This is a genomic window from Burkholderia stagnalis, from assembly GCF_902830275.1.
GTDB lineage: Bacteria > Pseudomonadota > Gammaproteobacteria > Burkholderiales > Burkholderiaceae > Burkholderia > Burkholderia stagnalis.
Window position 1 is genome coordinate 1 of record NZ_CADESW010000039.1, and the last position, 26868, is coordinate 26868.

At 64.0% G+C, this 26868-nt stretch carries 25 protein-coding genes and 1 pseudogene; 19 read left to right on the forward strand and 7 right to left on the reverse strand.

The genetic code is table 11. From position 1 onward, the window contains the following. Positions 1-545 (reverse strand): hypothetical protein (locus tag HWY45_RS37565; protein ID WP_481967616.1); only part of this gene is annotated, 545 nt, incomplete at its 3' end. Positions 546-572: 27 nt separating this feature from the next. Further along, positions 573-851, reverse strand: a complete 279-nt coding sequence (locus tag HWY45_RS37570) for a hypothetical protein (RefSeq protein ID WP_060331335.1) — start codon at positions 849-851, stop codon at positions 573-575. Between HWY45_RS37570 and HWY45_RS35120 the strand changes: the two genes are divergently transcribed. The 5 genes from HWY45_RS35120 (at position 757) to HWY45_RS35140 (ending at position 7363) form a co-directional block, all read left to right on the forward strand. Continuing rightward, on the forward strand, positions 757-4242 hold the full coding sequence (locus HWY45_RS35120; protein WP_481967615.1) for a YadA-like family protein: 3486 nt from the start codon (positions 757-759) through the stop codon (positions 4240-4242). The genes HWY45_RS37570 and HWY45_RS35120 overlap by 95 nt on opposite strands. A gap of 127 nt (positions 4243-4369) precedes the next feature. Next, positions 4370-5053, forward strand: a complete 684-nt coding sequence (locus HWY45_RS35125; RefSeq protein WP_059880282.1) for an OmpA family protein — start codon at positions 4370-4372, stop codon at positions 5051-5053. Positions 5054-5272: 219 nt separating this feature from the next. Continuing rightward, complete coding sequence (locus HWY45_RS35130) at positions 5273-5617, forward strand: H-NS histone family protein (protein ID WP_081069710.1); 345 nt, start codon at positions 5273-5275, stop codon at positions 5615-5617. Positions 5618-5641: 24 nt separating this feature from the next. Further along, positions 5642-6475, forward strand: coding sequence for an EAL domain-containing protein (locus HWY45_RS35135; RefSeq protein ID WP_081069711.1), 834 nt, complete (start codon positions 5642-5644; stop codon positions 6473-6475). Positions 6476-6595: 120 nt separating this feature from the next. After that, on the forward strand, positions 6596-7363 hold the full coding sequence (locus tag HWY45_RS35140; protein WP_063895273.1) for a response regulator transcription factor: 768 nt from the start codon (positions 6596-6598) through the stop codon (positions 7361-7363). A 190-nt stretch (positions 7364-7553) separates the two neighbouring features. Here the strand turns inward: HWY45_RS35140 and HWY45_RS35145 are convergent, their stop codons facing one another. The 4 genes and pseudogenes from HWY45_RS35145 to HWY45_RS35160 all read right to left on the reverse strand — a co-directional run bounded on the left by HWY45_RS35145 (position 7554) and on the right by HWY45_RS35160 (position 13514). Further along, positions 7554-8717 (reverse strand): porin, encoded by a 1164-nt coding sequence (locus HWY45_RS35145; RefSeq protein ID WP_059880288.1) that lies wholly within the window; start codon positions 8715-8717, stop codon positions 7554-7556. 305 nt (positions 8718-9022) lie between these two features. Continuing rightward, positions 9023-9495: pseudogene (locus HWY45_RS35150) on the reverse strand (ISL3 family transposase); the annotation flags it as partial. Positions 9496-9598: 103 nt separating this feature from the next. Continuing rightward, a complete protein-coding gene (locus HWY45_RS35155; protein ID WP_059880291.1) occupies positions 9599-11704 on the reverse strand; it encodes a TonB-dependent siderophore receptor in 2106 nt (701 codons plus the stop codon). 289 nt (positions 11705-11993) lie between these two features. Beyond that, positions 11994-13514 carry a GGDEF domain-containing protein gene (locus HWY45_RS35160; protein WP_059880294.1) on the reverse strand — a complete coding sequence of 507 codons (1521 nt, stop codon included), beginning with the start codon at positions 13512-13514 and terminating at the stop codon, positions 11994-11996. A 545-nt stretch (positions 13515-14059) separates the two neighbouring features. Between HWY45_RS35160 and HWY45_RS35165 the strand changes: the two genes are divergently transcribed. The 7 genes from HWY45_RS35165 to HWY45_RS35190 all read left to right on the forward strand — a co-directional run bounded on the left by HWY45_RS35165 (position 14060) and on the right by HWY45_RS35190 (position 20449). After that, positions 14060-15661 carry a Re/Si-specific NAD(P)(+) transhydrogenase subunit alpha gene (locus HWY45_RS35165; protein WP_059880297.1) on the forward strand — a complete coding sequence of 534 codons (1602 nt, stop codon included), beginning with the start codon at positions 14060-14062 and terminating at the stop codon, positions 15659-15661. 13 nt (positions 15662-15674) lie between these two features. After that, positions 15675-17087, forward strand: coding sequence for a Re/Si-specific NAD(P)(+) transhydrogenase subunit beta (gene pntB / locus HWY45_RS35170; protein ID WP_059802673.1), 1413 nt, complete (start codon positions 15675-15677; stop codon positions 17085-17087). A 401-nt stretch (positions 17088-17488) separates the two neighbouring features. Then, entirely contained in the window at positions 17489-17647 is a 159-nt protein-coding gene (locus HWY45_RS37575) for a hypothetical protein (RefSeq protein WP_439647584.1), read from the forward strand. 313 nt (positions 17648-17960) lie between these two features. After that, a complete protein-coding gene (locus HWY45_RS35175) occupies positions 17961-18218 on the forward strand; it encodes a hypothetical protein (RefSeq protein WP_150999277.1) in 258 nt (85 codons plus the stop codon). 67 nt (positions 18219-18285) lie between these two features. Next, a complete protein-coding gene (locus HWY45_RS35180; protein ID WP_081069712.1) occupies positions 18286-19782 on the forward strand; it encodes an AMP-binding protein in 1497 nt (498 codons plus the stop codon). Between the two features lies 1 nt (position 19783). Next, a complete protein-coding gene (locus HWY45_RS35185) occupies positions 19784-20047 on the forward strand; it encodes an acyl carrier protein (RefSeq protein WP_059558755.1) in 264 nt (87 codons plus the stop codon). A gap of 24 nt (positions 20048-20071) precedes the next feature. Beyond that, the gene (locus tag HWY45_RS35190; protein WP_059558752.1) at positions 20072-20449 is read left to right on the forward strand and encodes an ectoine synthase; all 378 of its coding nucleotides are present in this window, start codon (positions 20072-20074) and stop codon (positions 20447-20449) included. Positions 20450-20472: 23 nt separating this feature from the next. Here HWY45_RS35190 and HWY45_RS37060 read toward each other — a convergent pair whose 3' ends face one another. Beyond that, positions 20473-20628, reverse strand: a complete 156-nt coding sequence (locus HWY45_RS37060; RefSeq protein ID WP_230946974.1) for a hypothetical protein — start codon at positions 20626-20628, stop codon at positions 20473-20475. A 13-nt stretch (positions 20629-20641) separates the two neighbouring features. Between HWY45_RS37060 and HWY45_RS35195 the strand changes: the two genes are divergently transcribed. The 7 genes from HWY45_RS35195 to HWY45_RS35225 all read left to right on the forward strand — a co-directional run bounded on the left by HWY45_RS35195 (position 20642) and on the right by HWY45_RS35225 (position 26842). Beyond that, positions 20642-21640: an acyl-CoA dehydrogenase family protein gene (locus HWY45_RS35195; protein ID WP_230946975.1), complete on the forward strand. Its 999-nt coding sequence runs from the start codon at positions 20642-20644 to the stop codon at positions 21638-21640. A 113-nt stretch (positions 21641-21753) separates the two neighbouring features. Further along, positions 21754-22494 (forward strand): transglutaminase-like domain-containing protein, encoded by a 741-nt coding sequence (locus HWY45_RS35200; RefSeq protein ID WP_059880308.1) that lies wholly within the window; start codon positions 21754-21756, stop codon positions 22492-22494. Further along, a complete protein-coding gene (locus HWY45_RS35205; protein WP_059558740.1) occupies positions 22487-23422 on the forward strand; it encodes a pseudouridine-5'-phosphate glycosidase in 936 nt (311 codons plus the stop codon). Before HWY45_RS35200 ends, HWY45_RS35205 begins: the two co-directional genes overlap by 8 nt. Next, positions 23388-24098: an HAD family hydrolase gene (locus tag HWY45_RS35210; protein WP_170304062.1), complete on the forward strand. Its 711-nt coding sequence runs from the start codon at positions 23388-23390 to the stop codon at positions 24096-24098. Before HWY45_RS35205 ends, HWY45_RS35210 begins: the two co-directional genes overlap by 35 nt. Before the next feature lie 4 nt (positions 24099-24102). Beyond that, positions 24103-25494, forward strand: a complete 1392-nt coding sequence (locus tag HWY45_RS35215; protein WP_059558734.1) for an MFS transporter — start codon at positions 24103-24105, stop codon at positions 25492-25494. Beyond that, complete coding sequence (locus HWY45_RS35220; RefSeq protein ID WP_059802684.1) at positions 25491-26282, forward strand: aspartate racemase/maleate isomerase family protein; 792 nt, start codon at positions 25491-25493, stop codon at positions 26280-26282. Before HWY45_RS35215 ends, HWY45_RS35220 begins: the two co-directional genes overlap by 4 nt. Positions 26283-26308: 26 nt before the next feature. Then, entirely contained in the window at positions 26309-26842 is a 534-nt protein-coding gene (locus HWY45_RS35225) for a nucleoside deaminase (protein WP_081068406.1), read from the forward strand. The last annotated feature ends 26 nt before the right edge of the window (positions 26843-26868 follow it).

The following is a 26868-nucleotide window of genomic DNA, read 5'->3' on the forward strand; positions in this document are numbered from 1 at the left end:
AGCTCCGTCGCCTCGCTCTCGACCTCCACGTCGACGGGCATTTCGACGGCGACCAGCTCGATTGCCTCGCTGTCCACCTCGACCTCGACGGGTATCAGCTCGCTGTCCACCGGTTTGAGCTCGACCGATAGCTCCGTTGCTTCGCTGTCGACTTCCACGTCGACGGGCATTTCGACGGCTACCAGCTCGATTGCTTCGCTGTCTACCTCGACCTCGACGGGTATCAGCTCGCTGTCGACTGGTTTGAGCTCGACCGATAGCTCCGTTGCTTCGCTGTCGACTTCCACGTCGACGGGCATTTCGACGGCAACTAGCTCGATCACCTCGCTGTCCACCTCGACTTCGACGGGCATTAGCTCGTTGTCGACGGGCCTGAGCTCGACCGACAGCTCCGTTGCTTCGCTGTCGACCTCCACGTCGACCGGTATCTCGACGGCCACCAGCTCGATTGCTTCGCTGTCCACCTCGACCTCGACCGGCATCAGCTCGCTGTCCACTGGCCTGAGCACCGTCACCACGACCACCAACAACCTCGGTAGCAGCACTGCCGCGGCACTCGGCGGCGGGTCGACCTACGACCCCGCGACCGGCACGGTGTCGGCGCCGTCGTACACGACGTACAACGCGAACGGCACGACGACCACCGCCAACAGCGTCGGCGCCGCGATCGACAACATCAACAGCCAGGGCATCAAGTACTTCCACGCGAACTCGACCGCCGCAGACAGCCAGGCCCTTGGCACCAATTCCGTCGCGATCGGCCCGAACGCCATCGCGAACAACGTCGGCGACGTTGCACTCGGTTCCGGCTCGGTGACGGCTGCCGCGAACCCGACCAGCAGCGCAACCATCGGCTCGACGGCCTACGGCACCTTCGCCGGCGCCATGCCGTCGAGCGTCGTGAGCGTCGGAAGCGCTGGCGCAGAGCGTCAGGTCACCAACGTCGCGGCCGGTCAGATCACGTCTACCAGCACCGACGCGATTAACGGCAGCCAGCTCTATGCTGTTGCGAGCACGACCGGTTCGAGCATCACGTCGCTGTCGACGTCGACCTCGACCGGCATCGGCTCGCTGTCGACCGGCCTGTCGAGCACGAACAGTACCGTTGCGTCGCTGTCCTCGACGCTGTCGTCGTCCGACAGCGCGATCGCGTCGCTTTCGACCGGTCTCTCCACGACGGACAGCAGTGTGGCTTCGCTGTCGACGTCCACGTCGACGGGCCTCTCGTCGGCCAACAGCTCGATCACGTCGCTGTCCACGTCGACTTCGACCGGCATCAGCACGGCGCAGAGCGGCGTGAATTCGCTGTCGACCGGCTTGAGTACTGCTGTCTCTACGACCAACAATCTCGGCAACAGTACCGCTGCGGCACTCGGCGGTGGCGCAACCTACAACCCGGCGACCGGCACGATCTCCGCCCCGTCGTACACCACGTACAACGCGAACGGCACGACGACCACCGCCAACAGCGTCGGCGCCGCGATCGACAACATCAACAGCCAGGGCATCAAGTACTTCCACGCGAACTCGACCGCCGCGGACAGCCAGGCCCTTGGCACCAATTCGGTCGCGATCGGCCCGAACGCCGTCGCGAACAATGCCGGCGATGTCGCGCTCGGCAACGGGTCCGTCACCGCGGCAGCGAACCCGACGGCGAGCGCCACCATCGGCGGCACGACATACGCGTTCGCCGGGACGAACCCGACAAGCGTCGTCAGTGTCGGCGCGGCCGGATCGGAACGTCAGATCACCAACGTCGCCGCCGGCCAGATCACGGCCACGAGCACGGACGCAATCAACGGATCGCAGCTTTACGCAACCAATACCGCGGTCAATTCGCTGTCGACGACGGTTTCGTCTTCGTCCAGCGCGATTTCGTCGCTGTCGACCGGCATCGGCTCGCTGTCGACCGGCCTGAGCACGACCGACAGCAACGTTGCATCGCTGTCGACGTCTGCGTCGACAGGCATCAGCACGGCGCAGAGCGGTGTGAACTCGTTGTCGACGGGCCTGAGCACGACCGACAGCAGCGTGGCATCGTTGTCCACGTCGACGTCGACGGGCATCAGCACGGCGCAGAGCGGAGTGAACTCGCTGTCGACGGGCCTGAGCACGACCGACAGCAGCGTGGCATCGTTGTCCACGTCGACGTCGACGGGCATCAGCACGGCGCAAAGCGGTGTGAACTCGTTGTCGACGGGCCTGAGCACGACCGACAGCAGCGTGGCATCGTTGTCCACGTCGACCTCGACGGGCATCAGCACGGCGCAGAGCGGAGTGAACTCGTTGTCGACGGGCCTGAGCACGACCGACAGCAGCGTGGCATCGTTGTCCACGTCGACGTCGACGGGCATCAGCACGGCGCAAAGCGGAGTGAACTCGCTGTCGACCGGTCTGAGCACGACCAATAGCAGCGTGGCATCGCTGTCGACCTCGACCTCGACGGGGCTGTCGTCGGCGAATAGCTCGATCGCATCGCTGTCCACGTCGACCTCGACCGGCATCGGCTCGTTGTCCACCGGCTTGAGCACGACCAACAGCACCGTCGCCTCGCTGTCCACGTCGACCTCGACCGGCATCGGCTCGTTGTCCACCGGCCTGAGCACGACCGATAGCACCGTCGCCTCGCTGTCGACGTCAACGTCGAGCGGCATCGGTTCGTTGTCCACCGGCCTGTCATCGACCAACAGCACCGTCACGTCGCTGTCGACCTCGACCTCGACCGCGATCCAGGCCGCCAAGACGCACTACTACAGCGTCAACGACAACGGCACGCAGCAGGGCAACTACAACAACGACGGCGCGACGGGCATCAACGCGATCGCGAACGGCACGAACGCAACCGCATCGGGCGCGAGCAGCGTCGCGGTCGGCGACGGCGCGAATGCTTCGTCGAACGGCGCGGTCGCCATCGGCCAGAACGCTTCGGCCACCGGCGGCAAGGCCGTGTCGATCGGTGTCGCGAACACTGCCAGCGGCGACGGCGCGGTCGCGATCGGCGATCCGAACGTGGCCACCGGCACCGGCGCGGTCGCGCTCGGCGCGAACAACACGGCGACCGGCGACGGCGCACTGGCCATCGGCAACGCCAACACCGCGACGGGCAACGGTTCGCTCGCGCTCGGCAACACGTCGACGGCAGCAGCAGCCGGCTCGCTCGCGTTCGGCTCGAACGCGGTCGCGAACAACATCAACGACGTCGCGCTCGGCTCGGGCTCGGTCACGGCCGCCGCCAACCCGATGTCGAGCACGACGATCGGCGGTGTCACGTACTTCTTCGCGGGCAGCACGCCGACGAGCGTGGTGAGCGTCGGCGCGCCGGGCGCGGAGCGCCAGATCACCAACGTCGCTGCGGGCCGCGTGTCGGCCACCAGCACGGACGCGGTCAACGGCAGCCAGCTGAATGCGACCAACATGGCCGTCAACAGCCTGTCGACCTCGACCTCGACCAGCATCGGCTCGCTGTCGACCGGCCTGAGCAGCACCAACAGCACCGTGGCGTCGCTGTCGACGTCGACGTCGACCAGCATCTCGTCGTTGTCTACGGGGCTGTCTTCGCTGTCGACATCGACGTCGACCGGCATGACATCGCTGTCGACGGGCCTCAGCTCGACCAACAGCACCGTCGCCTCGTTGTCCACCGGCGTGACGAACATCAACAATCAGCTGACGCAGTTGTCGACGACGATCAACAACAACACGATCCGGACAGCCAACAACAACGGCATCGCTGCCGACATGAACGGCACCGGAACCGATGTGCCGAAGGTCACGGCCGGCTCGAATTCGGTGGCGATCGGCGCAAACTCGAACGACGGCGGCCGTTCGAACGTGGTCTCGGTCGGCAGCGACACGCAACAGCGTCAGGTCACCAACGTGGCGGCAGGTACGCAAGGTACCGATGCGGTCAACGTGAACCAGCTGACCGCGGTGCAAACGACGCTGTCGACGGCGCTGTCGGGTCAGCAGGCGCAGATCAACAGCCTCGGTTCGCAACTGCAGCAGACCGACCAGATGGCGAAGCAGGGTATCGCGGCCGTCGGTGCGATGGCGTCGATCCCGCAACTCGACCGCGACGCCAACTTCGGGATGGGGATCGGCACGTCGACCTTCCTCGGCCAGAAGGCGATGGCGGTCAACATGCAGGCGCGGATCACCGAGAACCTGAAGGCGTCGATCAACGGCGGCTTCAGTGGCGGCCAGAAGGTGATCGGCGCAGGCATGCTGTATCAGTGGAAGTAATGAGCGCCGCACGGTCCGGCTGCGTCGAAGCCGCCGGACTCGCCGCGGATACGAAAGGAAAACGAACCCCGTCCGCGTTCCGCGTGGCGGGCCTCTGCCCGGTCACGAACATTTTCAGGTCACTACCGTGAACAAACTGCATCTTGCCCTCACGCTATTCGTGATGTCCCTGGCCGCATGCTCCAGCGCGTCCGGCCCGACGTTCAGCGCATCCGAACTGCAGCCGCGCGACGGCGTGCGCACGTACCAGGTCGACTGCCACGGGATCTTCTCGGGCCCGGACACCTGCATGAAGGCCGCGCGGCGCATCTGCGGCGACCAGCCGGTGCAGATCGTCGATGCCGCGAAAGCGCTGCGCAATGGCGCCGACCCGGCCACGCTCGTGTTCAAGTGCGGCGCGCCGGCAGTCGCGCAGCCGGCACCTGCATTACCGCCGGCCTCGGCGGCGGAGCCCGTTCCCGTCACACGCGTGAATCTCTCGGGCGACGCTTTGTTTGCCACCGGACAGGCCACGCTCGCTCCGAGCGCCATGGCGTCGCTCGACGCGTTGCTGAGCAAGCAGGGCGACGCGACGTTTGCACGCGTGTCGGTCACGGGATATACGGATTCGGTCGGCAGTGACGCGTACAACTTGGCGTTGTCGCAGCGTCGCGCGGAGGCGGTGGCAAGTTATCTCAGGGCGCATGGGTTGAAAGCGCGAGAAATCTCGGCGATCGGGCGCGGCGCGGCTGAACCGGCGGCATCGAACGCTACCGCTGCGGGGCGTGCGAACAACAGGCGAGTCGAGGTGCTTCTGAATGGTGACAAATAGCGAAAGATTATCAAGGGAGGTCGGCTTGCCACCATCGGCGATTCGGCAACCTCGTGCCCCGTCGTCGACGGGCCGGCTCTTGATGGCGGGGGAGCCATTTGGCGAGTACTTCCCCTCTTTTTATTGGCGCAGATGACGAGGCGGAGTGGTGTTCGAGTGCTTCGTCATGGCGAGAAAGGATAGGTAATCACCCGTCCATGATTTTGATGAGTAACGGCCATGAGCACGTACCGCGAGCTATTGAGTCAACTGGACAAGCTGAAAAAGGAAATTGAGGAGGCTCGTGAGCAAGAAGCGCAGCTCATCGCTGAGCGTGTTGCAGAACTGCTTGCGGAGAGTGGCATACCTGTTCGCGATTTCCAGCATCAGAATCGTCAGGATCGGCGCCAACGCGCACCGGTGAGGCCGAAGTATTGGGACCCGAAAACAGGTGCGACATGGTCGGGGCGTGGGCGCACACCGCGATGGCTTGTCGGTAAGGATATCGAACAGTTCAGGATTGATTGTTCTGTTGAAGAAAGGGAACGCAGCTCGGAAGAACGGGGTACGGGGGAGCGAGCTTGAAAATGAGAATGAAGAGGAGAGGTGATGCGCCAGTGCCAGTGTCAGATCGAGAGAACGGGAAGGATGCAATGTGCCGACATTGACCTCTACGATGATCTGCGTGTCGCGTTGTTGCGCAATGAGCTCTTTGTCGTATACCAGCCCATTGTCGATCTTGCATCGCACGTTGTGGTGTCGCATGAGGCGCTGGTCCGTTGGCGACATCCGACGAGAGGACTCATCATGCCCGGCTCATTCATCGAGTTGGCGGAACGCACTGGCCTGGTCCTTGCCATTACGAAAACAGTGCTGGAAAAGGTGTGCGGCATGCTCAAGACAAGGAGCGGGCGGGGCCTCCAGGCACCCGTGTCCGTCAACCTGTCGGCTGCTTGTCTGAAGGCGGGAGGCGTGCCGGATTTGGTGTGTTCCGTCCTGGAGCGGTTTGGTGTTGCATCGAACCAGCTGATTCTGGAAATCACCGAAACAGCCATGCTGGAATCGTCCAATCATGTCGTTGACCAGATCGAGGCGCTTCGAGTGATGGGTGTCGAAATCGTCATGGATGATTTCGGTACGGGCTATTCGTCGCTTGTCAATCTGTGGCGATTTCCGATTACTGGTTTAAAGATAGATCGATCGTTTTCAGAGAATATTCCGCATGACGAGCGGATGTGCGCGATCGTCACAAGCATCATTGAAATCGCGCGAAAGCTTGAACTCTCTGTCGTCGTCGAAGGTGTCGAGAACAAACAGCAGGCACATTGGATCCGGCAGTTTCCGAACGTGTTGGCACAGGGTTATCTATTCGGTAAGCCGAAAGACGCCGTGCCGCAATTGCCTCAGTCAGAGGTGGCCGCGCAAATTCGGACGCTCGGGTAAGTGATTTGGCCGGGGTGTCCCGACGCCGTCCGTAACGTGGATGCCGACGGGCCGCGAAGTGACCGCTTCCCGCCCACCGCGCATCTCGCGTCCAAGACATCGAATCATGCAGGGGACACTATGAGAATCGCCATCCTGGAGGACGACCCCGTTCAAGCGGAGTTTATCCGCCAGACACTGGTCGCGGACCGACGCACGTGCTACGTGTTCCAGAAAGGAACCGCGCTGAAGCAGCGACTCCAGCGTGACACCTTCGACTTGCTGATCCTCGACTGGTACGTGCCGGACCTGTCCGGCCAGATGCTGTTGCGCTGGGTTCGCGCCCGCAAAGCGACACATGATCTGCCGGTGCTGTTCCTCACGCATCGCGGCGACGAAGCCTCCGTCGTGGAGATCCTCGACGCAGGCGCCGACGATTACCTCGTGAAACCGGTGACTGCTGCGCTCCTGGGCGCGCGCGTCGGCGCACTTCTGCGTCGTGTCTATCCGCCCGGCGCTGATCCGATACGCCGCGAGTTCGGCCCATATCGCTTCGACAGTGTTCACCAGCAGGCATTCGTGGGCAATGTACCCGTGAATCTCACACGGAAGGAATTCGATCTCGCGTGGGTGCTGTTCCAGAACCTCGATCGTACGCTGTCGCGCGCCTACCTCATCGACAGGGTCTGGAAGCGCGACGCGCACTTTTCGGAGCGCACCCTGGACACTCACGCGTCGATGGTTCGCACCAAACTGGCTCTACGTCCCGCGAACGGCTACCGCTTGTCGTCCATCTATGGATATGGCTACCGGCTCGAGCGGCTCGGCGACGTCGCTCGAGCGGCGAATCCCGGCCTTCCACTGGCATCTCAAGGCGCTGAATCATCCGGTGTGCGGTCCACGACGTGATCCGTTGCGTCGCGCTCATGCCGCACGTGCAGCAGCATGTCTGCGCCGTACGCCATCCGATGCATCCACCTGCATCGCCTCAGGATTGCGATGGCAGCCGTCGCAATCGAGGTCTGGAAATGGTGGTCACCTATCCCCTGATGTCTTGAGGCGCATCAGGGGTTGGCATCTCACCCTGCCATTGGATAGGTCAGAACTTGTGGCGGATGCCGACGCGGGCGACGATCTGCGAGGTGCCGGTCGAATAACCACCTGCGTTGACAACACCCACCAGGTCGTCCGTGCCGTGAGAACCCTTCTGATACACCGCCAGCGCATAGACATCGGTGCGCTTGGACAGCCAGTAGTCCGACATCAGGCCGATGGTATGGAAGTTCCCGCCGGCTCGCTCTCCACCTGCACTAACCGTCATGCGCGTGTAGTCGTACATGGCCCCCAATGCGAGCGCCGGCGTCACAAAATACTGGACATTGGCCTCGGCGTTCAGGAAGCGTATGTACGCCATCGGGTTTTGCATCAGCGATTCGCTGGCCATCACGCCTACCGTAGCCGGTCCACTGGCATAACTCACGCCGAGTCCGCCCGTGTGCTGATTCTTGAACGCTACGTTGACCGTTCGTCCGGTCGCGACGCTGGCGAGTGTGCTCAATTGATCGGTAAGCGGGCTGCCATCCGTCTGCGCGCCGACACTGGTGGTGTTTGCATTCTTCAGATCGAGATACGCCGCGGCCACGGTGAACGGGCCATTGGCATATCGCGCACCCAAGCTCCACGCGCGGTTGTTGGAAAACTGCGTCGAATTGCTGAAACCGTACAAGCCGCCGAACTGGAAACCGCCATAGTTCGCGCTCGTGTACTTGATCGCATTGTTGATGCGGAACGAGTTGTTCGTGTTGTCGTTGTCGAACGGATGCGAGAAGAACGACCCTCCCCAGTTGCCGTCGGCGGTCATCGGACGGAGATAGTCGACCACCGAATCGTACTGACGGCCCAACGTCACCGTGCCGGCGTTCGCCGACGACAGGCCTACGTATGCCTGGCGACCAAACATGCGACCGCCTTGACCCAAGGCGCCGTTACTGGCATTGAAGCCGTTTTCCAACTGGAAAATGGCGCTCAGGCCGCCGCCGAGATCTTCGTTGCCTTTGAGACCCCAACGGCTGGCTTGAAGCGCGCCGCTCTGCATCGCGAACAAGTGGGCTCGTGTCACGTTGCCGTTCGCATCCATCTTCCCGATGTTGTTCGTGTAGCTCAGACCTTCGTCGATGATGCCGTACAACGTGACGGAACCTTGCGCATGTGCGATGCCGGAAAAGGCACCGAACGCAGCGACGGCAAGAAGTGGCTTCTTCATATTTGTCGATGTCCTAACAATTTGAGTTATGAAAGGATTGCCAAGCAAATCTTGTTTTGGCGGCGCCAATCGTACCAAAGCAAATTCCCTTGTCGAAGAGACCGTTGCTGACCCACATCGCATTGTTAAGTATCGTCAACAGCATCGGTTGGCATATTCATCGAATCATTTCTGTTGGAGAATTGAGCCACCGAAAGTAACGCATTCGGCGCGTGATGAGCAGTTGCGAGAGGCGTCACGCGGGGTATCTCCAAAATCAATGTCAGGCCCACGGCAATAATCGTTGCTGTGGGCTCTTTTTTGGTTCATCGCAGAATCCCGGGGAACGCGGCGCGGATCTTGAGGAAGAAGTATTCCTCGTCGCGGGACCCGTAAGCACGACGCTTGATGACTTTGATCGTGTTGTTGATCCCTTTAACGACGCTGGTGTTGAGCGGATGGCGGCAGCCGGCCACGATTTCGTGCCAGTAACCCTGCAAGCGCTCGGCGAACTTCTGCAGGGCGGCGATCCCGCTTTGCCGAGCCTGTTCGATCCATTGCCCCCAAGCCCTTCCGCCCAGGCTGGCTTGCGGTAGGACCGGAGCCGTTTGAGATCGTCGCGCAGCACGTAGACGCATAACAGCGACTGATTGGCCGCCAGCAATTCCTTCAGATGCACGGCCTGTTCTGGCTTCAGGTTATGGCGGTTGCGCAGCAGCAGCCGGCGCCTGGAATTCAGGACTTTCCGGGCCGGCTTGCCATGTCGCAGTTGGTCGGCTCGATCCACCCGTACCCGATCGCGTGGACACCTGCACTCAGACCGTGATGACCGGGAAACAAGACCTTCGAAGCAGATGGGTGGCGGGCCGCCGACGGGACGGCCGTCGGCAAACCGGAACGAACTAGAACGCGTAGGCGAGCGACGCGAACAGGCTGCGCGGCGCGCCCGGCGTGACCCACAGGCTGTTGTAGGAGCTGACGTAGGTGGTGCGATTGAACAGGTTGTTCAGCACGACCGACGCACGCAGGTGCTTGTCGACCTGCACGTAGCCGTTGAGCTGCACGGTCGCATAGGCGGGCAGCGCGAAGCCGTCCTGCGTGTTCGCGGTGTTGCCGGCCCGGCGTCCGACATAGATCACGCCCGCGCCGGCGCCGGCCTTGTCCACGAACGGCAGCGCGGTTTCGTACATGAGCAGCGCGCTGCCGCTCAGCCGCGGAATGTCGACGAGGCGTGCGCCGGGCGTCAGTACGGTATCGCGCGTGACCTCGGCGTCGACGTACGCAAGGTTGACGATGCCGCGCACGCCATGGCCGAGGTCACCGTTCCATTCGAATTCGACGCCGCGGCTGCGCACCTCGCCGGCCGCGCGCGAGAAGCCGGCATTCGCCGGATCGGCGGTCAGCACGTTGCGCTTGGTGACGTGGAACGCCGCGACGGTCGCGAGCCAGCGCGCGCCGGCCCATTTCGCGCCGGCCTCGTAGCCATGCCCCTTCTCCGGGTCGAACGCGCGGCCGGCGGCGTCGGCGCCGTTGTTCGGCCGGAACGAATACGCGGTGTTCGCATACAGCGACAGCGCGGGGCTCATTTCGTACACGATGCCGATGCGCGGACTCAACGCAGTCTGCAACTGGCTGCTCGTCACGCCCTTCAGGCGGTTCTCGACCGACTGGTGGAAGCGATCCCAGCGCAGCCCGGCGAGGATTTTCCAGTGCGGCCCGAACGCCAGCGTGTCCTGCGCGTAGACGCCCTGACCGTCGTCGCGCTCGAGCAGGTTGGTCGCGGTGCGCGGCACGGGCGCCGGCTGGCCGTAGACCGGATCGAAGATGTCGATCGCATACGGCGCGGCGGCGGTCGGCGTCGAGCGCGCGACGAACTGGTCGTAGTTGAAGCGATAGGCATCGACGCCCATCACGAGCGTGTGGCCGATGCCGCCCGTCTGGAACTTGCCGGTCGTTTCGATGCGGCCCTGCAAGTCGTTCGAGTGAAACGCGACCTGGCGGTAGCGGCGCCACAGCGTGCGGCCGTCCGGCTGCAGCGCGAACGCTTCGGACGAGCGTCCGGACAGGTCGGTGGTGCGCTGCGCGAAGCCGGCGTTGATCGACCAGTTCGCGTCGACGCGATGCTCGAGCGTGAACTGGTGGCCCGTGTTGCGCACGTCGTAGTCGCCGTCGCGCGGCTCGCCGAGGAAGCGCGATGCCGGAATCGCGCCGAGCTGCCCGTTCACCGCCACCACGCCGCGATCGAGCGGCGCGCGCTGGCGCACGCTTTCGAATTCGTAATGGAGCGTCGTGTCCGCGCCGATGTCCCACGTGAACGACGGCGCGAACAGGTAGCGTTTGCTCGACACGGTATCGCGGAAGCTGCCGTTGTTCTCGTTCATCGCGACGAAGCGGTACGCGAGCGATTTCGTGACTGGCCCGGTCGAATCGAGCGTCTGGCGCAACGCGCCGTAGCTGCCGGCGGACACGCCGATGGTGTTCGAGCGCGCGAACTGCGGCTGCTTCGTCGTATAGCTGATGAGCCCGCCCGGATCGCCGCGGCCGTACAGCGCGGATGCGGGCCCCTTGAGCACTTCCATGCGCTCGAGGTTGGCGGTGTCGCGCGGCACGCTGATCCCGCGATTCCACGAGAAGCCGTTGACGAGGTAGTCGGTGCCGGATGTGTTGCCGTCGCCGGCGAAGCCGCGCACCGCGTAGTTGTCCCACAGGCCGCCGAAGTTGTTCTGCCGCGCGACGCCCGCGACCCAGTCGTAGAGGGCTTCGCCGCGCGTCGCGGCGACGGTCTGGGCCAGTTTCGCATCGACGCTGCTGACTGCGAACGGGATCTCCATCACGTCCGTCTCGGTGCGCGTCGCGCTCGTCGATTCGGGCGCGCGAAACGGCGCCGTCGTGCGCTGCCCCGAAATCTCGATGGCAGGCAGCGACAACTCCTGCGCATCGGCGGCGCTCACGCCGGCCGTGCCGACGACGATGGCCATCGGTGCGGCCGCCCAATTCTTCCTGCTCATACCCGTCCCTTGAGGTGGTTTGCGTTCGGTCACGGCGGACGGCCTCGCGCCGACGTCTGTGTTCCAAACAGTACATTCGCGCGGAAATTTAATGCAAATGAGAGGCATTTGCAATCGTAAAGAATTGGCTGTCGCGTGTGACGCGAAGCGGTCGCTGCATCAACCTGGACGGGGTTCCGATCGACGATGGCGCGTCAACTGCGCGTCATGCTTCCGAAGCATCACGGGTAAACGCGGATCGAATCGAGATCGTGGCGTCCGGCTACCCGAACGGGTGGCGTGACGCCCGTCACGCCGCATGCGCGTGCGGCTGCGCCGGTGCGTGGCAGACGCGGTTTCGCCCCTGGCGCTTGGCGGTGTACAGCGCGAGGTCCGCCTGACGCGACAGCGCGTCGATGGACGGCGGGTGCGCATGGGAGGCGGTCGCGCAGCCGATGCTGACCGTAAAGGCGGGAACCGCCTCGGCAACGCCGGCGAGCCGGTTGCATTCCACTTCCCGGCGAATGGCCTCCGCGACTTTCGCGGCGCCGCTTTCATCCGTGTCCGGCAGCACCGCGACGAACTCCTCGCCGCCGTAGCGCGCGGCGACATCGCCGCGCCGGCGCGTGTGGGCACGGATGCATTCGGCCAGGAACCTCAGCGCCGCGTCGCCTTGCGCATGCCCGTATCGGTCGTTGTACTGCTTGAAGTGGTCGGCGTCGATGAACAGCACCGACAGGCTGGCGTCGTTGCCGCGCTGCAGCCGTTCCCATTCGTCGGCCAGCGCGACGTCGAGCGCGCGGCGGTTGCTGAGGCCCGTCAGCGGATCGGTGCGGGTGAGATCGGTCAGCCGTGTCTGCTTGCGCAGATTGTCCCGCAACGCGAATGCGAGCAGCCAGACGACGGCGCAGAAGAGCGCGCAGATGATCGTCGCCGGCACGCCGACCCACCATGACATGCGTACGAAGCCGGCCAGCACGTCGTGCTCGGCAGGGGCGACGACCGCGATCAGCGGCGTACCGGGCACCCGCTGGAACGTATAGAGCCGCAGGATTCCGTCGATGCGCGAGCGGGATGCATAGAATCCCGCGTCCTGGTTCAGCATGCGATCGAATACGATCGATCGGCCCAGGCGGATCATCTGGTGATCGCTCAGCGGCGGATTTCTGGCGAGGATGGTGCCGTCCGCGCGCAGGATCGCGGTGATGCCGTGCGGCCCGACGTTCAGCCGGGACAGCAGCTGATCGAAATAGTCGAGGTCGATGGCGACGACTGCGATCCCGTTGAACGCGTGGTCCGGCCGTTCGATGCGTCGAGAAAGCGCGATGGACTTCGTGCCGCCGCGCGCGCGCGAGCGATAGGCCTCGGACACGTAAAGGCCGACATTCGCCGCGTCGCGATGGACCTTGAAGTAGTCGCGATCGCTGAAGTTCCAGTGGTGGGACGGGCTGCAGCAGCCGTCGATCAACTGGCCGAACCGGTCCGTCACGCCCATCCCGGTCACGTATGGCGCGGCCGCGTGCTGGAACAGCAGATCGTGCCGCAGCCTGGCGTCCATGTGCCGGACCGCCGGCCTGCCGAGATCGGCGGCGAGCGACGTCAACGCGTTGTTGGACGTCTCGACGGTCCGCGCGATCTCGCTGACCAGCACCGCGGCGACATTGTGCGAGGTTTCGTGCGCATGCTCGACGACCTCGCTTCTCGCGGCCCAGAGCGTCATCGCGCAGAGGCCCAGCGCGGCGAGCGACATCAGTGTGCCGAGCGCGCCGACGACAAGATGGTTTCGTCCCGCCCAGTCGGCGATCTTTTCGATGGAGATGGATGCGGACATGCTACGCGCTCGAGGGAGAAGACCGGCGAGATGCACCGGGCTGCGCTGAAATCCGGGTTAACGGCAGGCAGGCGAGGAAATCGAGGCCCGAATGCGCAGCGAATCGGCGCGGCGTGGCCGAAAACGTGTGCGGCGGTCTGTCGATTCGATCGGGCTTTGACGCTATGCCGGGCGCAGGACACAAAACCCGCACTCGAATCCGGCAGGTCGACAGGCAGGGCCGGGATTCTTGCGAGGCACGCTCCCATGCCCCGATCGCGGGAGCGCAGCGGGCCGAGCGCATCCCGGCACGGGATTCATGAAGTGAATGCCCGTGGATTCAAAAGATAAATTTCAGGAAGACCTCGACACTCGATATGCTCGTCTGATCTCCGTTTGGAGAGGGTGCCGGATGATCCTCGTCGACAGCGCGGCGGCGTGATTGTCAAGGCGGAGTCGGTTTATCCGCCACAGCCGGGTGCAGGCCACACAATCCGCGCTTGAATCGTGTAGCTTGACGAACGTTCCCGAAATCCTGGCGATGGCCATTACGAATAATTCTCAATATGACATTACGGATTGGAATTCCTCTGGAGACAACCACCGGGGAGCGGCGCGTGGCGACCGTGCCCGAGGTGGTCGAGAAACTGATCAAGCTGGGGTTTTCGGTGGCCGTGCAAAGCGGCGCCGGTGCCGGCGCGAACTTTGACGACGACGCTTACCGCGCGGCCGGTGCAACCGTCGTCGCAACCGCGGCCGAGCTCTGGTCCGGCAGCGACATCGTGTTCAAGGTGCGCCCCCCGAGCAGCGAGGAAGTGGCGCTGCTGCGCGACGGCGGTACGCTGATCGGCTTCGTCTGGCCGGCGCAGAATCCCGAACTGATGCAGCAGCTGGCCGCCAGGCGGGCCACGGTGCTGGCGATCGATTCGCTGCCGCGCACGCTTTCGCGTGCACAGAAGATGGACGCGCTCACGTCGATGGCCGGCATCAGCGGCTACCGCGCGGTGATCGAGGCCGCGCATGCGTTCGGCCGCTTCCTGAACGGCCAGGTCACCGCCGCCGGCAAGGTACCGCCCGCCAAGGTCTTCATCGCCGGGGCCGGCGTGGCGGGGCTGGCCGCGATCGGCACGGCTGCGAGTCTCGGCGCGATCGTGCGCGCCAACGACACGCGCGCCGAGGTGGCCGACCAGGTCAAGTCGCTGGGCGGCGAGTTCGTCAAGGTCGACTACGAGGAAGAAGGCTCGGGCGGCGGCGGCTACGCCAAGGTGATGAGCGAGGGCTTCCAGCAGGCGCAGCGCGCGATGTACGCGCAGCAGGCCAGGGACGCCGACATCATCATCACCACCGCGCTGATTCCGGGCAAGCCGGCGCCGAAGCTGATCACGGCCGAGATGGTGCAGTCGATGAAGCCCGGCAGCGTGATCGTCGACATGGCGGCCGAGCAAGGCGGCAACTGCGAGTTCACGGTGCCCGGCGAGGCGGTGGTGCGCCACGGCGTGACCATCGTCGGCTATACCGATCTCGCGTCGCGCCTGTCGCGGCAGTCGTCCACGCTCTATGCGACCAACCTGCTGCGCGTGGTCGAGGAGCTGTGCAAGGGCAAGGACGGCACGATCAACGTCGACTTCGACGACGATGCGATCCGCGGCCTCACCGTCATCAAGGAAGGCAACGTCACGTGGCCGCCGCCGCCGATCAAGCAGGCGGCCGTCGCGCCGAAACCCCAGGCCGCGCCCGCAGCGGCCGCGCCCGCGAAGTCCAAGGGCCACGGCCACAGCGGCGAGCCGATGTCGGCCAAGGCGCTCGCGATCGTGTTCGCGATCGGCGCGCTGGCTTTCCTGCTGGTCGGCCAGTACGCGCCGTCCAGCTTCCTGTCGCACTTCACGGTGTTCGTGCTGGCCTGCTTCGTCGGCTACATGGTGATCTGGAACGTCACGCCGTCGCTGCACACGCCGCTGATGAGCGTGACCAACGCGATCTCGTCGATCATCGCCATCGGCGCGCTGGTGCAGGTCGCGCCGCCGCTGGGCGAACTGGCGGGCGGCGCGGGCGACCGGCCGTCGGGGCTGATCCTGGGCCTGGCGGTGGGCGCGCTGACGCTCACGGCCGTCAACATGTTCGGCGGTTTCGCGGTGACGCGGCGCATGCTGGCGATGTTCCGCAAATAAGGGGGCGACAACAATGAGTTCCAACCTGACTACCGTCTCCTACATCGGCGCGGCCATTCTCTTCATCCTCAGCCTCGGCGGGCTGGCCAATCCCGAGACCGCGCGGCGGGGCAACCTGCTCGGCATGATCGGCATGCTGATCGCCGTGCTCGCCACCGTGCTCGGCCCGCGCGTGTCGGCCGAGGGCATTCCGTACGTCGTCGCTGCGCTGGCCGTCGGCGGTGCCGTCGGCCTCATCGCCGCGAAGAAGGTGCAGATGACGCAGATGCCCGAGCTGGTGGCGCTGATGCACAGCCTGGTCGGCCTCGCGGCCTGCCTGGTGGGCTTCGCCAGCTACATCGATACGTCGGTGCAGTTCACCGGCGCCGAGAAGGCCATCCACGAAGTCGAGATCTACGTCGGCATCCTGATCGGCGCGGTGACCTTCGCGGGCTCGGTCGTCGCGTTCGGCAAGCTGTCGGGCAAGATCGGCGGCAAGCCGCTGCTGCTGCCGGCGCGGCACTGGCTCAACCTGGCCGCGCTGCTGGTGGTGATCGCCTATGGCCGCACGTTCCTGCATGCGGAAAGCATTCAGGACGGCATGACGCCGCTCGTCGTGATGACGGTGATCTCGCTGCTGTTCGGCGTGCACATGGTGATGGCCATCGGCGGCGCCGACATGCCCGTCGTGGTGTCGATGCTCAACAGCTACTCGGGCTGGGCGGCGGCGGCCACGGGCTTCATGCTCGGCAACGACCTGTTGATCGTGATCGGCGCGCTGGTGGGCTCGTCGGGTGCGATCCTGTCGTACATCATGTGCCGCGCGATGAACCGCAACTTCATCAGCGTGATCGCCGGCGGCTTCGGCAGCGGCGCGGGCGCGCCCGCGGCAGCCGGCGGCGGTGCGCAGCCGGCCGGCGAAGCGGTGGCGGTGAGCGCCGCGGAAACGGCCGAACTGCTGCGCGAAGCGAAGCGCGTGATCATCGTGCCCGGCTACGGGATGGCGGTGGCGCAAGCCCAGCACACGGTGTTCGAGCTCACGAAGCTGCTGCGCGAAAAGGGCGTCGACGTGCGCTTCGCGATTCACCCGGTGGCAGGCCGCATGCCGGGCCACATGAACGTGCTGCTGGCCGAAGCCAAGGTGCCGTACGACATCGTGCTCGAAATGGACGAGATCAACGGCGACTTCCCCGAGGCCGACGTGTCGATGGTGATCGGCGCGAACGACATCGTGAACCCGGCGGCGCAGGACGACCCGGCGAGCCCGATCGCCGGCATGCCGGTGCTGGAAGTGTGGAAGGCGAAGACCTCGATCGTGATGAAGCGCAGCATGGCCTCGGGCTATGCGGGCGTCGACAACCCGCTGTTCTACAAGGACAACAACCGCATGTTGTTCGGCGACGCGAAGTCGATGCTGAGCGAGATCTTCGGGGTGCTGAAAGCCTGAGCGCGGCGGCGCGCACGCGCTGCCTGGCCTCAATACGCCATCCGCCCGCAACGCATCGCCTGATGCGTTGCGGGCGGATGCGCATTTCAATCGACGAGGGCGCATGCTCGCGCCCCTCCCGCACGACCGGTTTGCTTCGGCGCCGTCTCGATAGTCCGATGGACTGATCCCGTGAATCCGGCGAAACGCGCGGCTGAAATCGGCGTGATGAGCTTGCAATAGCGAGCCGATAGCCGGAGCAACGGGGCGAGCGTCGCGCACGACAGCGGCCCGTCACCCAGGATGCCGGGCGAGTCCAATACGAGGGCCCGCCCGGGCATATCTGCGTCGTCACGGCGCGCGTCGACGCGCAGAGCATCCGTGACAACGCGCGCGCGACCAGGGGCTGGTCCAGTTACGGGCTGGACTATGCGGAAACGCGCTTTTCCCGCCTCAAGCAGATCGACGCCGGCAATATCGGGAAGCTCGGTCTGGTCTGGTCCTGCAACCTGGAATCCACGTTCGGCGGGAGGGCACGCCCGTGGTCGCGGACGCGGAATGACCGGGCCGATTTCGGATGAGCGTCAACACGTCAGATCAAGAATTCGTTGTATGCATATGCATAAATATTCTTTGAAAAGATCCGATTGATTTTCTAGTATCAATCTGAGTATCGAGTCGGCGAATGATTTGAATAAGCAAAGCGGATGATTATTTGATTTTGCTGAATTATGAATTTTCATCAGAACGGGCGATGAAAAGCAATATTTCATGACGTAATTTCATGCATGATATTTGATTGATATATGGAATCGGTGATCCGGTTCCATGAAGTCGACCTGAGAGAAAGTTTTATAAAAATATTAATCAGAACGTGAAATTCGAGGGCGGGTGATGATCGAAGATTTCTTCCGTAATCGCGTGAACGCAAGGATCGATTCGCGCTTCCCGTTCCGCATGCTCGCGCTGCGGACGGCGTGGTTGCATCTTGAAACGCTGTGGCAGTCGTGGCTCGCGCATTCCACCTGCGACAGTCGTATTACGGAAACCCTCTATTTGCCTGATCCGGACCCAGGTTTGCCGCTATCGCGAGACACGATACCGCGCGGACGAACGGCGCTTGCGTCGATTTCGCGGTTCCAGGCATCCTGATTCGCCGGGCAGTACATCTCTCGATCACTCCGTATCGCAGCGCGATATGGAGACACAGGATTGATTCATGAGCGAAATAATCTCGTCATCTTCGGATGGCCGACTGGATGGCGCGCGCTCGACAATTGCGGAGTCGATTATTCGACACTTGCATGCGGAACCGGGCGCACCGATCCTCTGGCATGCGGGCGAGTGGATCGTCCGGAAAACGTTTCTCGATCACTTCGATGCCGGCGTTCGCCTTGTCGAATCGACCCGGTTGCCCGGTGGTTCGTTGATTTTCGTCGACGGCGAAAAGACGCCCGCCAATTTGGGCTTTATATTGGCCGCATGGATGCTCGGATACCCCGTATTCATCGCGTCGCCAAACTGGAGCAGCGATTACGTCGACAGGGTGATCCAGGCCACCGGCGCAATACCGGTCGATCGACCGGCGCATGCGGATGCCGATGCGCATTCGCCGCCTCCCGATCGGGTGACGGCCGGCGCGTCCGGCTTGCAACTCGCCACATCGGGAACCACCGGCGCGCCGAAGATCGTCAATCTCACCGCCGCCGCGATCGCCCATTTCGCCGATTGGGCGCGGAGCTATCTGAAGCTTGGCCCGTTCACGCGCTCGCTCAGCTTCGCGCCGCTCAATTTCGACCTGAGCCTGCTCGAACTATGGGGCGTGCTCGCGGCCGGCGGAGCCGTGGTGCTCCCCGATGCGCATCAGTTGTCCAGGGACGGCTATCTGCGCGCCCTGGTCCGGGAGCAGCACGTCGACTTGCTGCAAGGCGTCGGGCATCTCTATCAATTGCTGCTCGGCCAGGATCGCGAACCGGATCCTCCGTTCGACAAGGTCGGCACCGCGATCTTCACCGGAGAAAAATTCTCGCCGGCCCAGGTGGCCCGTATCGCAACGCATTTCCCCAATGCGAGGTTGCTGAATGTCTACGGGTGCACCGAAACCAACGACAGCTTCGTCGAGGTTGTCGACATACCCCGGTTATCCGCGAGCGGCCGCGACTACATCCCGCTGGGGGCGGCGATAGCGGGCACGACGTTCGAGATCGATACGTCCGGTTCATCGAGCGACACGCCGCATCAAGGTGAGTTGCTGGTCAATACCCCGTTTCAATCGATCGGCTACAGCGACGCGCGATTGACGGACGAGCGCTTCGTCCTGCGTGCGGATGGCAAGGTCTATTTTCGCAGCGGCGATCTGGTGGTGCGTCACCCGGACGGCACGCTCGAATTGCTCGGACGGATCGACCATCAGATCAAGATTCACGGCGTGCGAATCAACACGCAGGAAGTGGAATCGATCCTGGCCGATCACCCGGCCGTGGACGCGGCGGTGGTGCTGGTGAAGGCGCCTCAAACGGACGAAGCCAGGCTCGTTGCCGTCGTCAACCTGAAAAACCGGTGGACGTGCTCGTCGCTCGAACTGCGCAAGCATTGCGCGACCCGCCTGCCGCGTACGTCGATTCCACGGGAGATCTGGATTGCCCGGCATGAACTGCCGAGAGGAAGCAACGGGAAATTCGACAGGAAGTCGATCTTGGCCAATTTGGGTAACTGACATGACAACCGAATCCACCATCAAGTCCTTCATTTGCGAAAAATTTTCGCCGGACATCGCTCCCGACGAGCTCGACGTCGATTACGACCTGCTGGAAAACGGCGTAATCAGCAGTCTGGAGCTGCTGCAATTCGTGTCGTGGATCGGGGAGAAATTCGATATTCCGGTAGACGACTTGAGCCTGACGCCGGAATCGTTCGGAAGCGTCAGGAAGGTGACGGAATTCATCGCCGTCCATTCCCGGAAAAGCGAAAACATTGCTTGAACAACGTCAAACAAGGAGTCAGACATGTTTTTACGCGACATTCAGGATACGCCCGCGGTGGAGTGGGGGAACGGCCAGAGCCGCCGGATGCTCACGCAATCCGACGAGATGGGATTCACGGTGTGCCACACGGTCGTCTATCGCGGCACGGATTCGAAGATTCAGTACCGCCGGCATCTGGAGGCCTGCTATTGCCTGTCGGGCTCCGGCAAGGTGATCAGCCGGGACGGCACCGTCAAGCTCGCGATCACGCCGGGAACGCTTTACGTGCTCAATCAGCACGATGCACACCATCTGGTGGCCGACGACAGCGACGATCTCGTGCTCATCAGCGTGTTCAACCCGCCATTGACCGGTAACGAGAAGCATCAACTGGATGAGAGCGGATTTTCTCAATACTGAGAATTTCAATCGATCGAGCCGAGTCACCTGACCATGCACTCATTGAACGACGCCAGCGACGCCAGCGCCTTCGGCGACGCGATATTGCGCAAGCTGGACGACAACGCGCCATTGCTGCGGCAACGCGCGCCGCTGCAGACGGCAACGCCGGAATTCGCGTGGGAAAAATGGTTCGCCATTTCGAACGCGAAGGTGTTCCGATCGGTGTTGCCCGCCGCCCTCGGCGGTTGTTCCGCCAACCAGAGTTCGCTCATGCGCAGCGTGGAGCGTATCGGCTATTTGTCCGTCGATGCGGGGTTGAATTTTTCGGTCGCCACGCAGTTGGCCAGCTCGCTGATTCCCATTCATACCTGGGGCACGCCGCAGGCCAAGGCCAGATATCTGGATGGCCTGGCGTCGGGCGAGTTGATCGGCGCGCATGCGATCAGCGAGGAAACGGCCGGCTCGGACGTATTCGCGATGCAGACCACGGCGGTCGACGACGGAGACGACGTCGTGATCAACGGCGAAAAGACGTTCGTGACGAACGGGCCGCTGGCCGATCTGATCGTCGTCTACGCGAAGCGCCCTTCGGCGAGCCGCTTGAGTTCGCTGAGCGCGTTCGTCGTGGAAACCGGCACGCCGGGCGTGCAGCGCGGCTCGGCGCTGGCCAAGGTGGGCCTGCACGGCTCGCTCAACGGCACGCTCACGTTGCGCGATTGCCGGGTGCCGAAGGCCAATCTGATCGGCGGCGACGGCGGCGGATTCCATATTCTCGACAAGGTGATGAAGAAGGAAATCCTGCTGTGCTTCGTCATTTCGATCGGGGAGTCGCTGCGTCGTCTCGAGGAGACCATCGAATTCGCGAAGACGCGCCGGCAATTCGGTGCGCGCATCGCCAGCAACCAGGCCATCGCGCACAAGATTGCCGACATGCGAATCGGCTACGAGACGGCTCGCGCGCTGCTCTACCAGGCGGCGGCCAAGCTGGACAGCAAGCAGGATGCGACGATCGAGGTGGCGGCGGCGAAGATCGTCGCGAGCGACTATGCGATCGACAATGCGATCGCGGCCCTGCACGTGCGCGGCGGCGCCGGATATTTGCAGGATGCCGGCGCCGGGGAGGCGATCGCCGATACGCTCGCCGGCCCGATCTATTCCGGGACCAATGAAATTCAGCGCAACCGGATCGCCGTCGCGCTGGGTCTCTAGTTTCCAGGGCTACATATGGAACGCACCTGCGTTGCCGCGCGAACGGCCGCTCGCGAGCCGGTTCGTGCCGGGTGGCGGCGCCGGTCAAGTCAATCAGTCTTCCGGGAGTCCTCATGAGCAGCTCAACGACTCGTTCCTTCGACGCGCTTCGTTTCCTCGAAGACAACGAGGTATTCGATTACAAGCACGCCTATTTCAGGCAGTACATCGACGAAAGGATCGGCAAGCGGGCGGCGGACCGTCGCGACCGGTTGATCGACGTCTATTACCACGTGCGAGACAAGATCAGCTATGAGATCTTCGATACGCCGCTGTCGTCCGCCGGGCTCGCGTCGAGCAGCATCGTGCGCGCAGGCAGGGGATTCTGTCTTCACAAGTCGATTGCCTTCGTCAGCGCGGCGCGGCTCCTGCACATCCCCGCCCGGCTCAAGGCCGCGAAGGTGATCAATCATTTCGCGAGCCCGGGAATCATCGAACTGATGGGGGGCGCGGTGTTCCTGCACTGGTTCGCGGAAGTCTGGCTCGACGATAAATGGATCAAGGTCGCCCCGGTGTTCAACAAGCTGCTGTGCAGCCTGTACAAGGCCACGCCGCTGGAATTCGACGGACGGAACGATTCGATCCATCAGCCGTATGACGAAGCAGCCGGCACGAGCATGATCTTTCTCGAGCCGCCGCGGACCGTCGAGCCCGCGAACGCGGCCGAACTCATCGATCTCGTGCGTGCAGCGCACCCGCGGATGGCGCCGGAAAACGGCCATGTGTGCGCCGATCCTCGCCGTCGGCCGCGTGGCGCGGCGCATTTGCCCCCCTCGATTTCCGCAACCTCTGAACGGAGCGCGCTCAATGGCTAAGCAATTGCCGCATTTCTACGCGATATCGGAAGAAGTGCAAGACGCGCTGCATGAGCGCCGCCCGATCGTCGGCCTCGAATCGTCCGTCGTCACCGGCGGCAGCCGGCCATTCAATTACGACACCGCCAAGGCGGCCGAGCAGGTATTGCGCGACGCGGGGGCCGTGCCGGCGAGAATCGCGATACTCAAGGGACGCCTGCTGATCGGCGTCAACGATGCCGAACTCGACGAGCTCGCGTCCGGCAAGGTCAGGGGCAAGGCGAGCACGCGCGATCTGGCGTACGTGCTCGCCGCGCGGGAATCCGCCGGGACCACCGTATCCTCCAGCCTGGTGGCCTGCGCGCAGGTCGGCATCGAGACGTTCTCGGTCGCCGGCATCGGCGGCGTCCACTACGAGGCGCAGCAGACCTTCGACATATCGCCCGATCTGATTCAATTCGCGCGCACGCGGGTCGCAGTCGTATGCGCGGGCGCCAAATCGATGCTGGATCCGGCGTTGACGCTGGAGGTTCTGGAAACGCTGGGCATCCCTGTCGTGGGGTATCGATGGAGCGATTTTCCCGGCTATTACACGCAAAGCACGACCCAGACGGTGCCGGTTCGACTGGACGAGCTGTCCGATATCGCCTCGCTCGTTCGCACTCACTGGGCGCTCGACGGCGCGGGCGCGGTGCTCATCACGCATCCGATCGAAAAGGAATTCTCGATCGACAACGCGATCCTCGATCCATTGATTCGGGACGCCATCGCCCAGTGCAAGGCGCAAGGCATTACCGGGCAAGCCGTCACGCCGGCGATCCTGAAGATCATCGCCGCCGCGACCGATGGCAAAAGCAATCTCATCAACCGGGCGGTGCTGCTGTCCACCGCGCGCGTTGCCGCCGAATTCGCCGGTGTGCTGGCTCGAAGCCGTGTCGATCATGCGTGATGCAGCCGTGTTGTTCGATCTGGACGGTACGCTGCTCGATACGCCGGCGCTGATCGTTCGCGTATTCGAATCCGTTCTGAAGCGCCATGGGGTGGCGTTCGACGCCGATCGGGCGAGGCGCACGATCGGCATCCCGTTGCAGCAGGCGTTCTCGCAATTGCTTTCGGCATCGGATGCCGCGTTGATCGAAACCTGCATGGGCGAGTACCGGTCGATCTTCAAGCGGGAGTCCGAAACATTCGCCGAGCGCCTGCCGTTTCCCGAAGCGCGCCCGTTCATCGAGACGTTGAAGCGCTCCGGCGTCAAGATCGCCGCCGTCACGAGCAAGATCCAGGTCAGCGCGGAAGACATCCTGGCCGCGACGCGCCTGCGCGAACTGTTCGATGGCGTCTTCGGTCACGACGCGGTCGAGCACGGCAAGCCTGCGCCGGATCTCGCGCTGCTGGCCGCGTCGAGCTTGCAGGTCGCGCCCCGGGATGCGCTCGTGATCGGCGACAGCACGGACGACCTGTTGATGGCCCGCGCGGCCGGCATCGACGCAATCGGCGTGGGCTGGGGCGTCTCGAGTCGCGCCGACTTCGCGGGCAAAGGTTTTCCCGAGCCCGTGGCCGACTGGGCGGCCCTGCGCAGCCGAACCGCCCGGTGGCTGTCCCCTATCCAACTTTCGGAGCACTGACACGATGAGCAGCGAAACTGTAGCCGACGTCTTTCCGAATCGCGGTCGCACGGTCACGCTATCCGTGCTTTCGTTCGCGCAATTCATGATCGCGCTCGACTACTCGATCATTTACGTCGCGCTGCCTGAAATAGCGAACGGGTTGCATATCGACGACAGCGTGTCGCAATGGATCGTGTCGTCGTACGGCCTGCTGTTCGCCGGCTTCCTGCTGGTCGGCGGCCGGATCTGCGACCGGTATGGTCCGGCCAGCGCGTTCGCCGTTTCGATCGCGATCTTCGGCGCGGCCTCGCTGTTGGGCGGCATCGCGCCGGACGGGACGTTCCTGCTGCTGGCGCGCGCGATTCAGGGCGTCAGCGCGGCCATCCTGCAGCCGGCGATCATTGCGCTGATCGCCGGCAATTTCCCGGAAGGCCGCGAGCGCGCGAGGGCGCTGTCGATCTGGGGGGCGGTCGGCGCATCCGGCCTGGTCGCGGGCGTGGTGCTCGGCGGCCTGCTCGCGCTGGTGTCGTGGCGGCTCATCTTCGTCATCAACGGCCCGGTCGCGCTCGCCTGCCTGCTGCTTGGCCAGAGGTATTTCGCCCGGAACACGGCCGCGCCGGACGCGGCCCGGATTCCACTGCTCGCGTCGCTCTTCGGAACGGTCGCCGTGCTCAGCTTCGTGCTCTGGCTGACGCTGCAGGCGGAATACGGCTGGACGCACCCGTGGACCCGCATCGTATTCACGGCGTCCGTCGTGCTGCTGGCGATCTTCGCGATCGCCGAGGCGAAGCTGCCGTTGCCGCTGATTCAACGCGACCTCCGCGCGATCCGGTCGCTGAAGCTCGGCTGCGCGGCGAGCGCGCTTTACATGGCGAGCGTCGGCTCGGAGTTCTTTCTCATTACGCTGTTGCTGCAGAAGCTCTACGGCTACGACGTATGGACCACCGGCCTGCTGTTCCTGCCGCTGTCGATCACGATCATTCTCGGCAACATGCTGGCCGAGCGCATCCTGCGCCGGTATGCGGCCGGCCGGGTACTCGCGTTCGGCTTCGTGCTGGGCGCGGCCGGGCTTCTGTATCTCGCGCTGCGGATCGGCTACCGCGATTACTGGCTCGACGTCTTTCCGGGGCTGCTGGTGAGCGGCCTGGGGCACGGCATCATCTACACGTCGAAATTCGTCGTCGGCATCAGGGGCATCACGGAGCAGCAGCAGGGCGCCGCGAGTTCGCTGATGGTCACCGCGCAGTACGGCAGCGGATCGATCGCACTCGCGCTGCTGGTCATCACGCTGGGAATCGGCGAGCCGGCGCATGCGTATGCCGCAGCCTTCGCGCTGACCGCGTTTTTCGCGATCCTGGGCGCCGGGGTGGCGATCCGCGACCGATCGGCTCCGGCGCCACAGGAAGCCTCATGAGCGGCCTGCCGGCGCCGCGCGTCGCGCACACCGGATTCCACTCCCATCTGCCGCGCCTGGGCATCGTGGTCGTCGACAACGATCCGGTTCCCGAGATGGAAATCTGGCGACAGGCCGCCGGCCGGCTGTCGATTCATACCGTGCGCTTCGCGCTGCCGCGACAGCCGGGCCAGATCTATCTGGGCTCCAGCGTCGACGAACTCGTCGACCGCGCCGGGCTGGGCGTCGCACTGGATACGCTGAGACGGATTCGCGTGGATGCCGCCTGTTTGTGCTTCACCAGCGCGAGCGTGTTCTCGGACGGCCGATTCGATGCGGCGTTCATTCGCGACGCGACGGCGCGCATCGGGTGCGCCGTCGCGACGACGTCCGCGCAGGCGCTGGTGCGCGGCCTGCTGAAGCGCCGCGCGCGTGCCCCCGCGTTGCTGATTCCGCCTTGGTATTCCGACGAAACCGTCGACGCGTTCGTGTCGTATTTCTCCCGGCACGATCTCGCGGTGGCCGTGCGCATTCCGTTTCGGCTGCCGTCGCGCTGGAACGACGTGCCGCGACAGGATCGCTTCGATCGCGGTGCGGTGTGGGACGTCGCCGCGGCCGACATCGTTGCGCAAGCGGAGCAGGCGCTCGTGCCGCATCGCCATGCGGTGGATGCGATCGTGGTTCCGGGCAGTGGATTTCCGTCGCTCGATGCCGTGAGCGCCGTCGAGCAGAGGCTGGGATTGCCGATGCTGTCCGCGAATTCGACGAGCCTCGAATGGTTCGTGGATTCGATCGAAAACCGCTTGTAGCGCTTATGGGAACCAGGAGAGAGCCGATGACGCAAGTATTGCCGCCGACGCCGCCGCATTCCGGGCCGGCTGATCCGGGCGATGCCGATCTCGCGCATTTGCGCCGTTCGTTCGTCGTCGCGACGCACGCCGCGCAGCGGGGCAACGCGCCTTTCGGCGCCGTGGTCGCGTCGCCTTCGGGCGCCGTGCTGGTCGAAGCCGGCAACCGGGTGGGCGAGACGGGAGACTGTACCGCGCATGCGGAACTCGTCGCGGTGCGTATCGCTTCAGCGAAGTTCAGCCCCGCGGAATTGCGCAAGGCGACCATCTATGCGTCGGCGGAGCCGTGCGTGATGTGCAGCGGCGCGATCTATTGGTCGGGCATCCGGCGCATCGTCTACGGCATCGATGCCGTGAGCCTGAGGCGGCTTCACGGAGAGACGGCGAACGCAACGGACGTGGAACTGTCTCCCCGGCAGGTCTTCGCCGCGTCGCCTCATGACGCGCAAATCGTCGGGCCGCTGCTGGTCGACGAGGCCGCGCTGGTGCATCGCGCGCGTGCGGGAACGAAGCGTTCGTAGGCGCTTCGTCGCGTGTTTCCATTCGG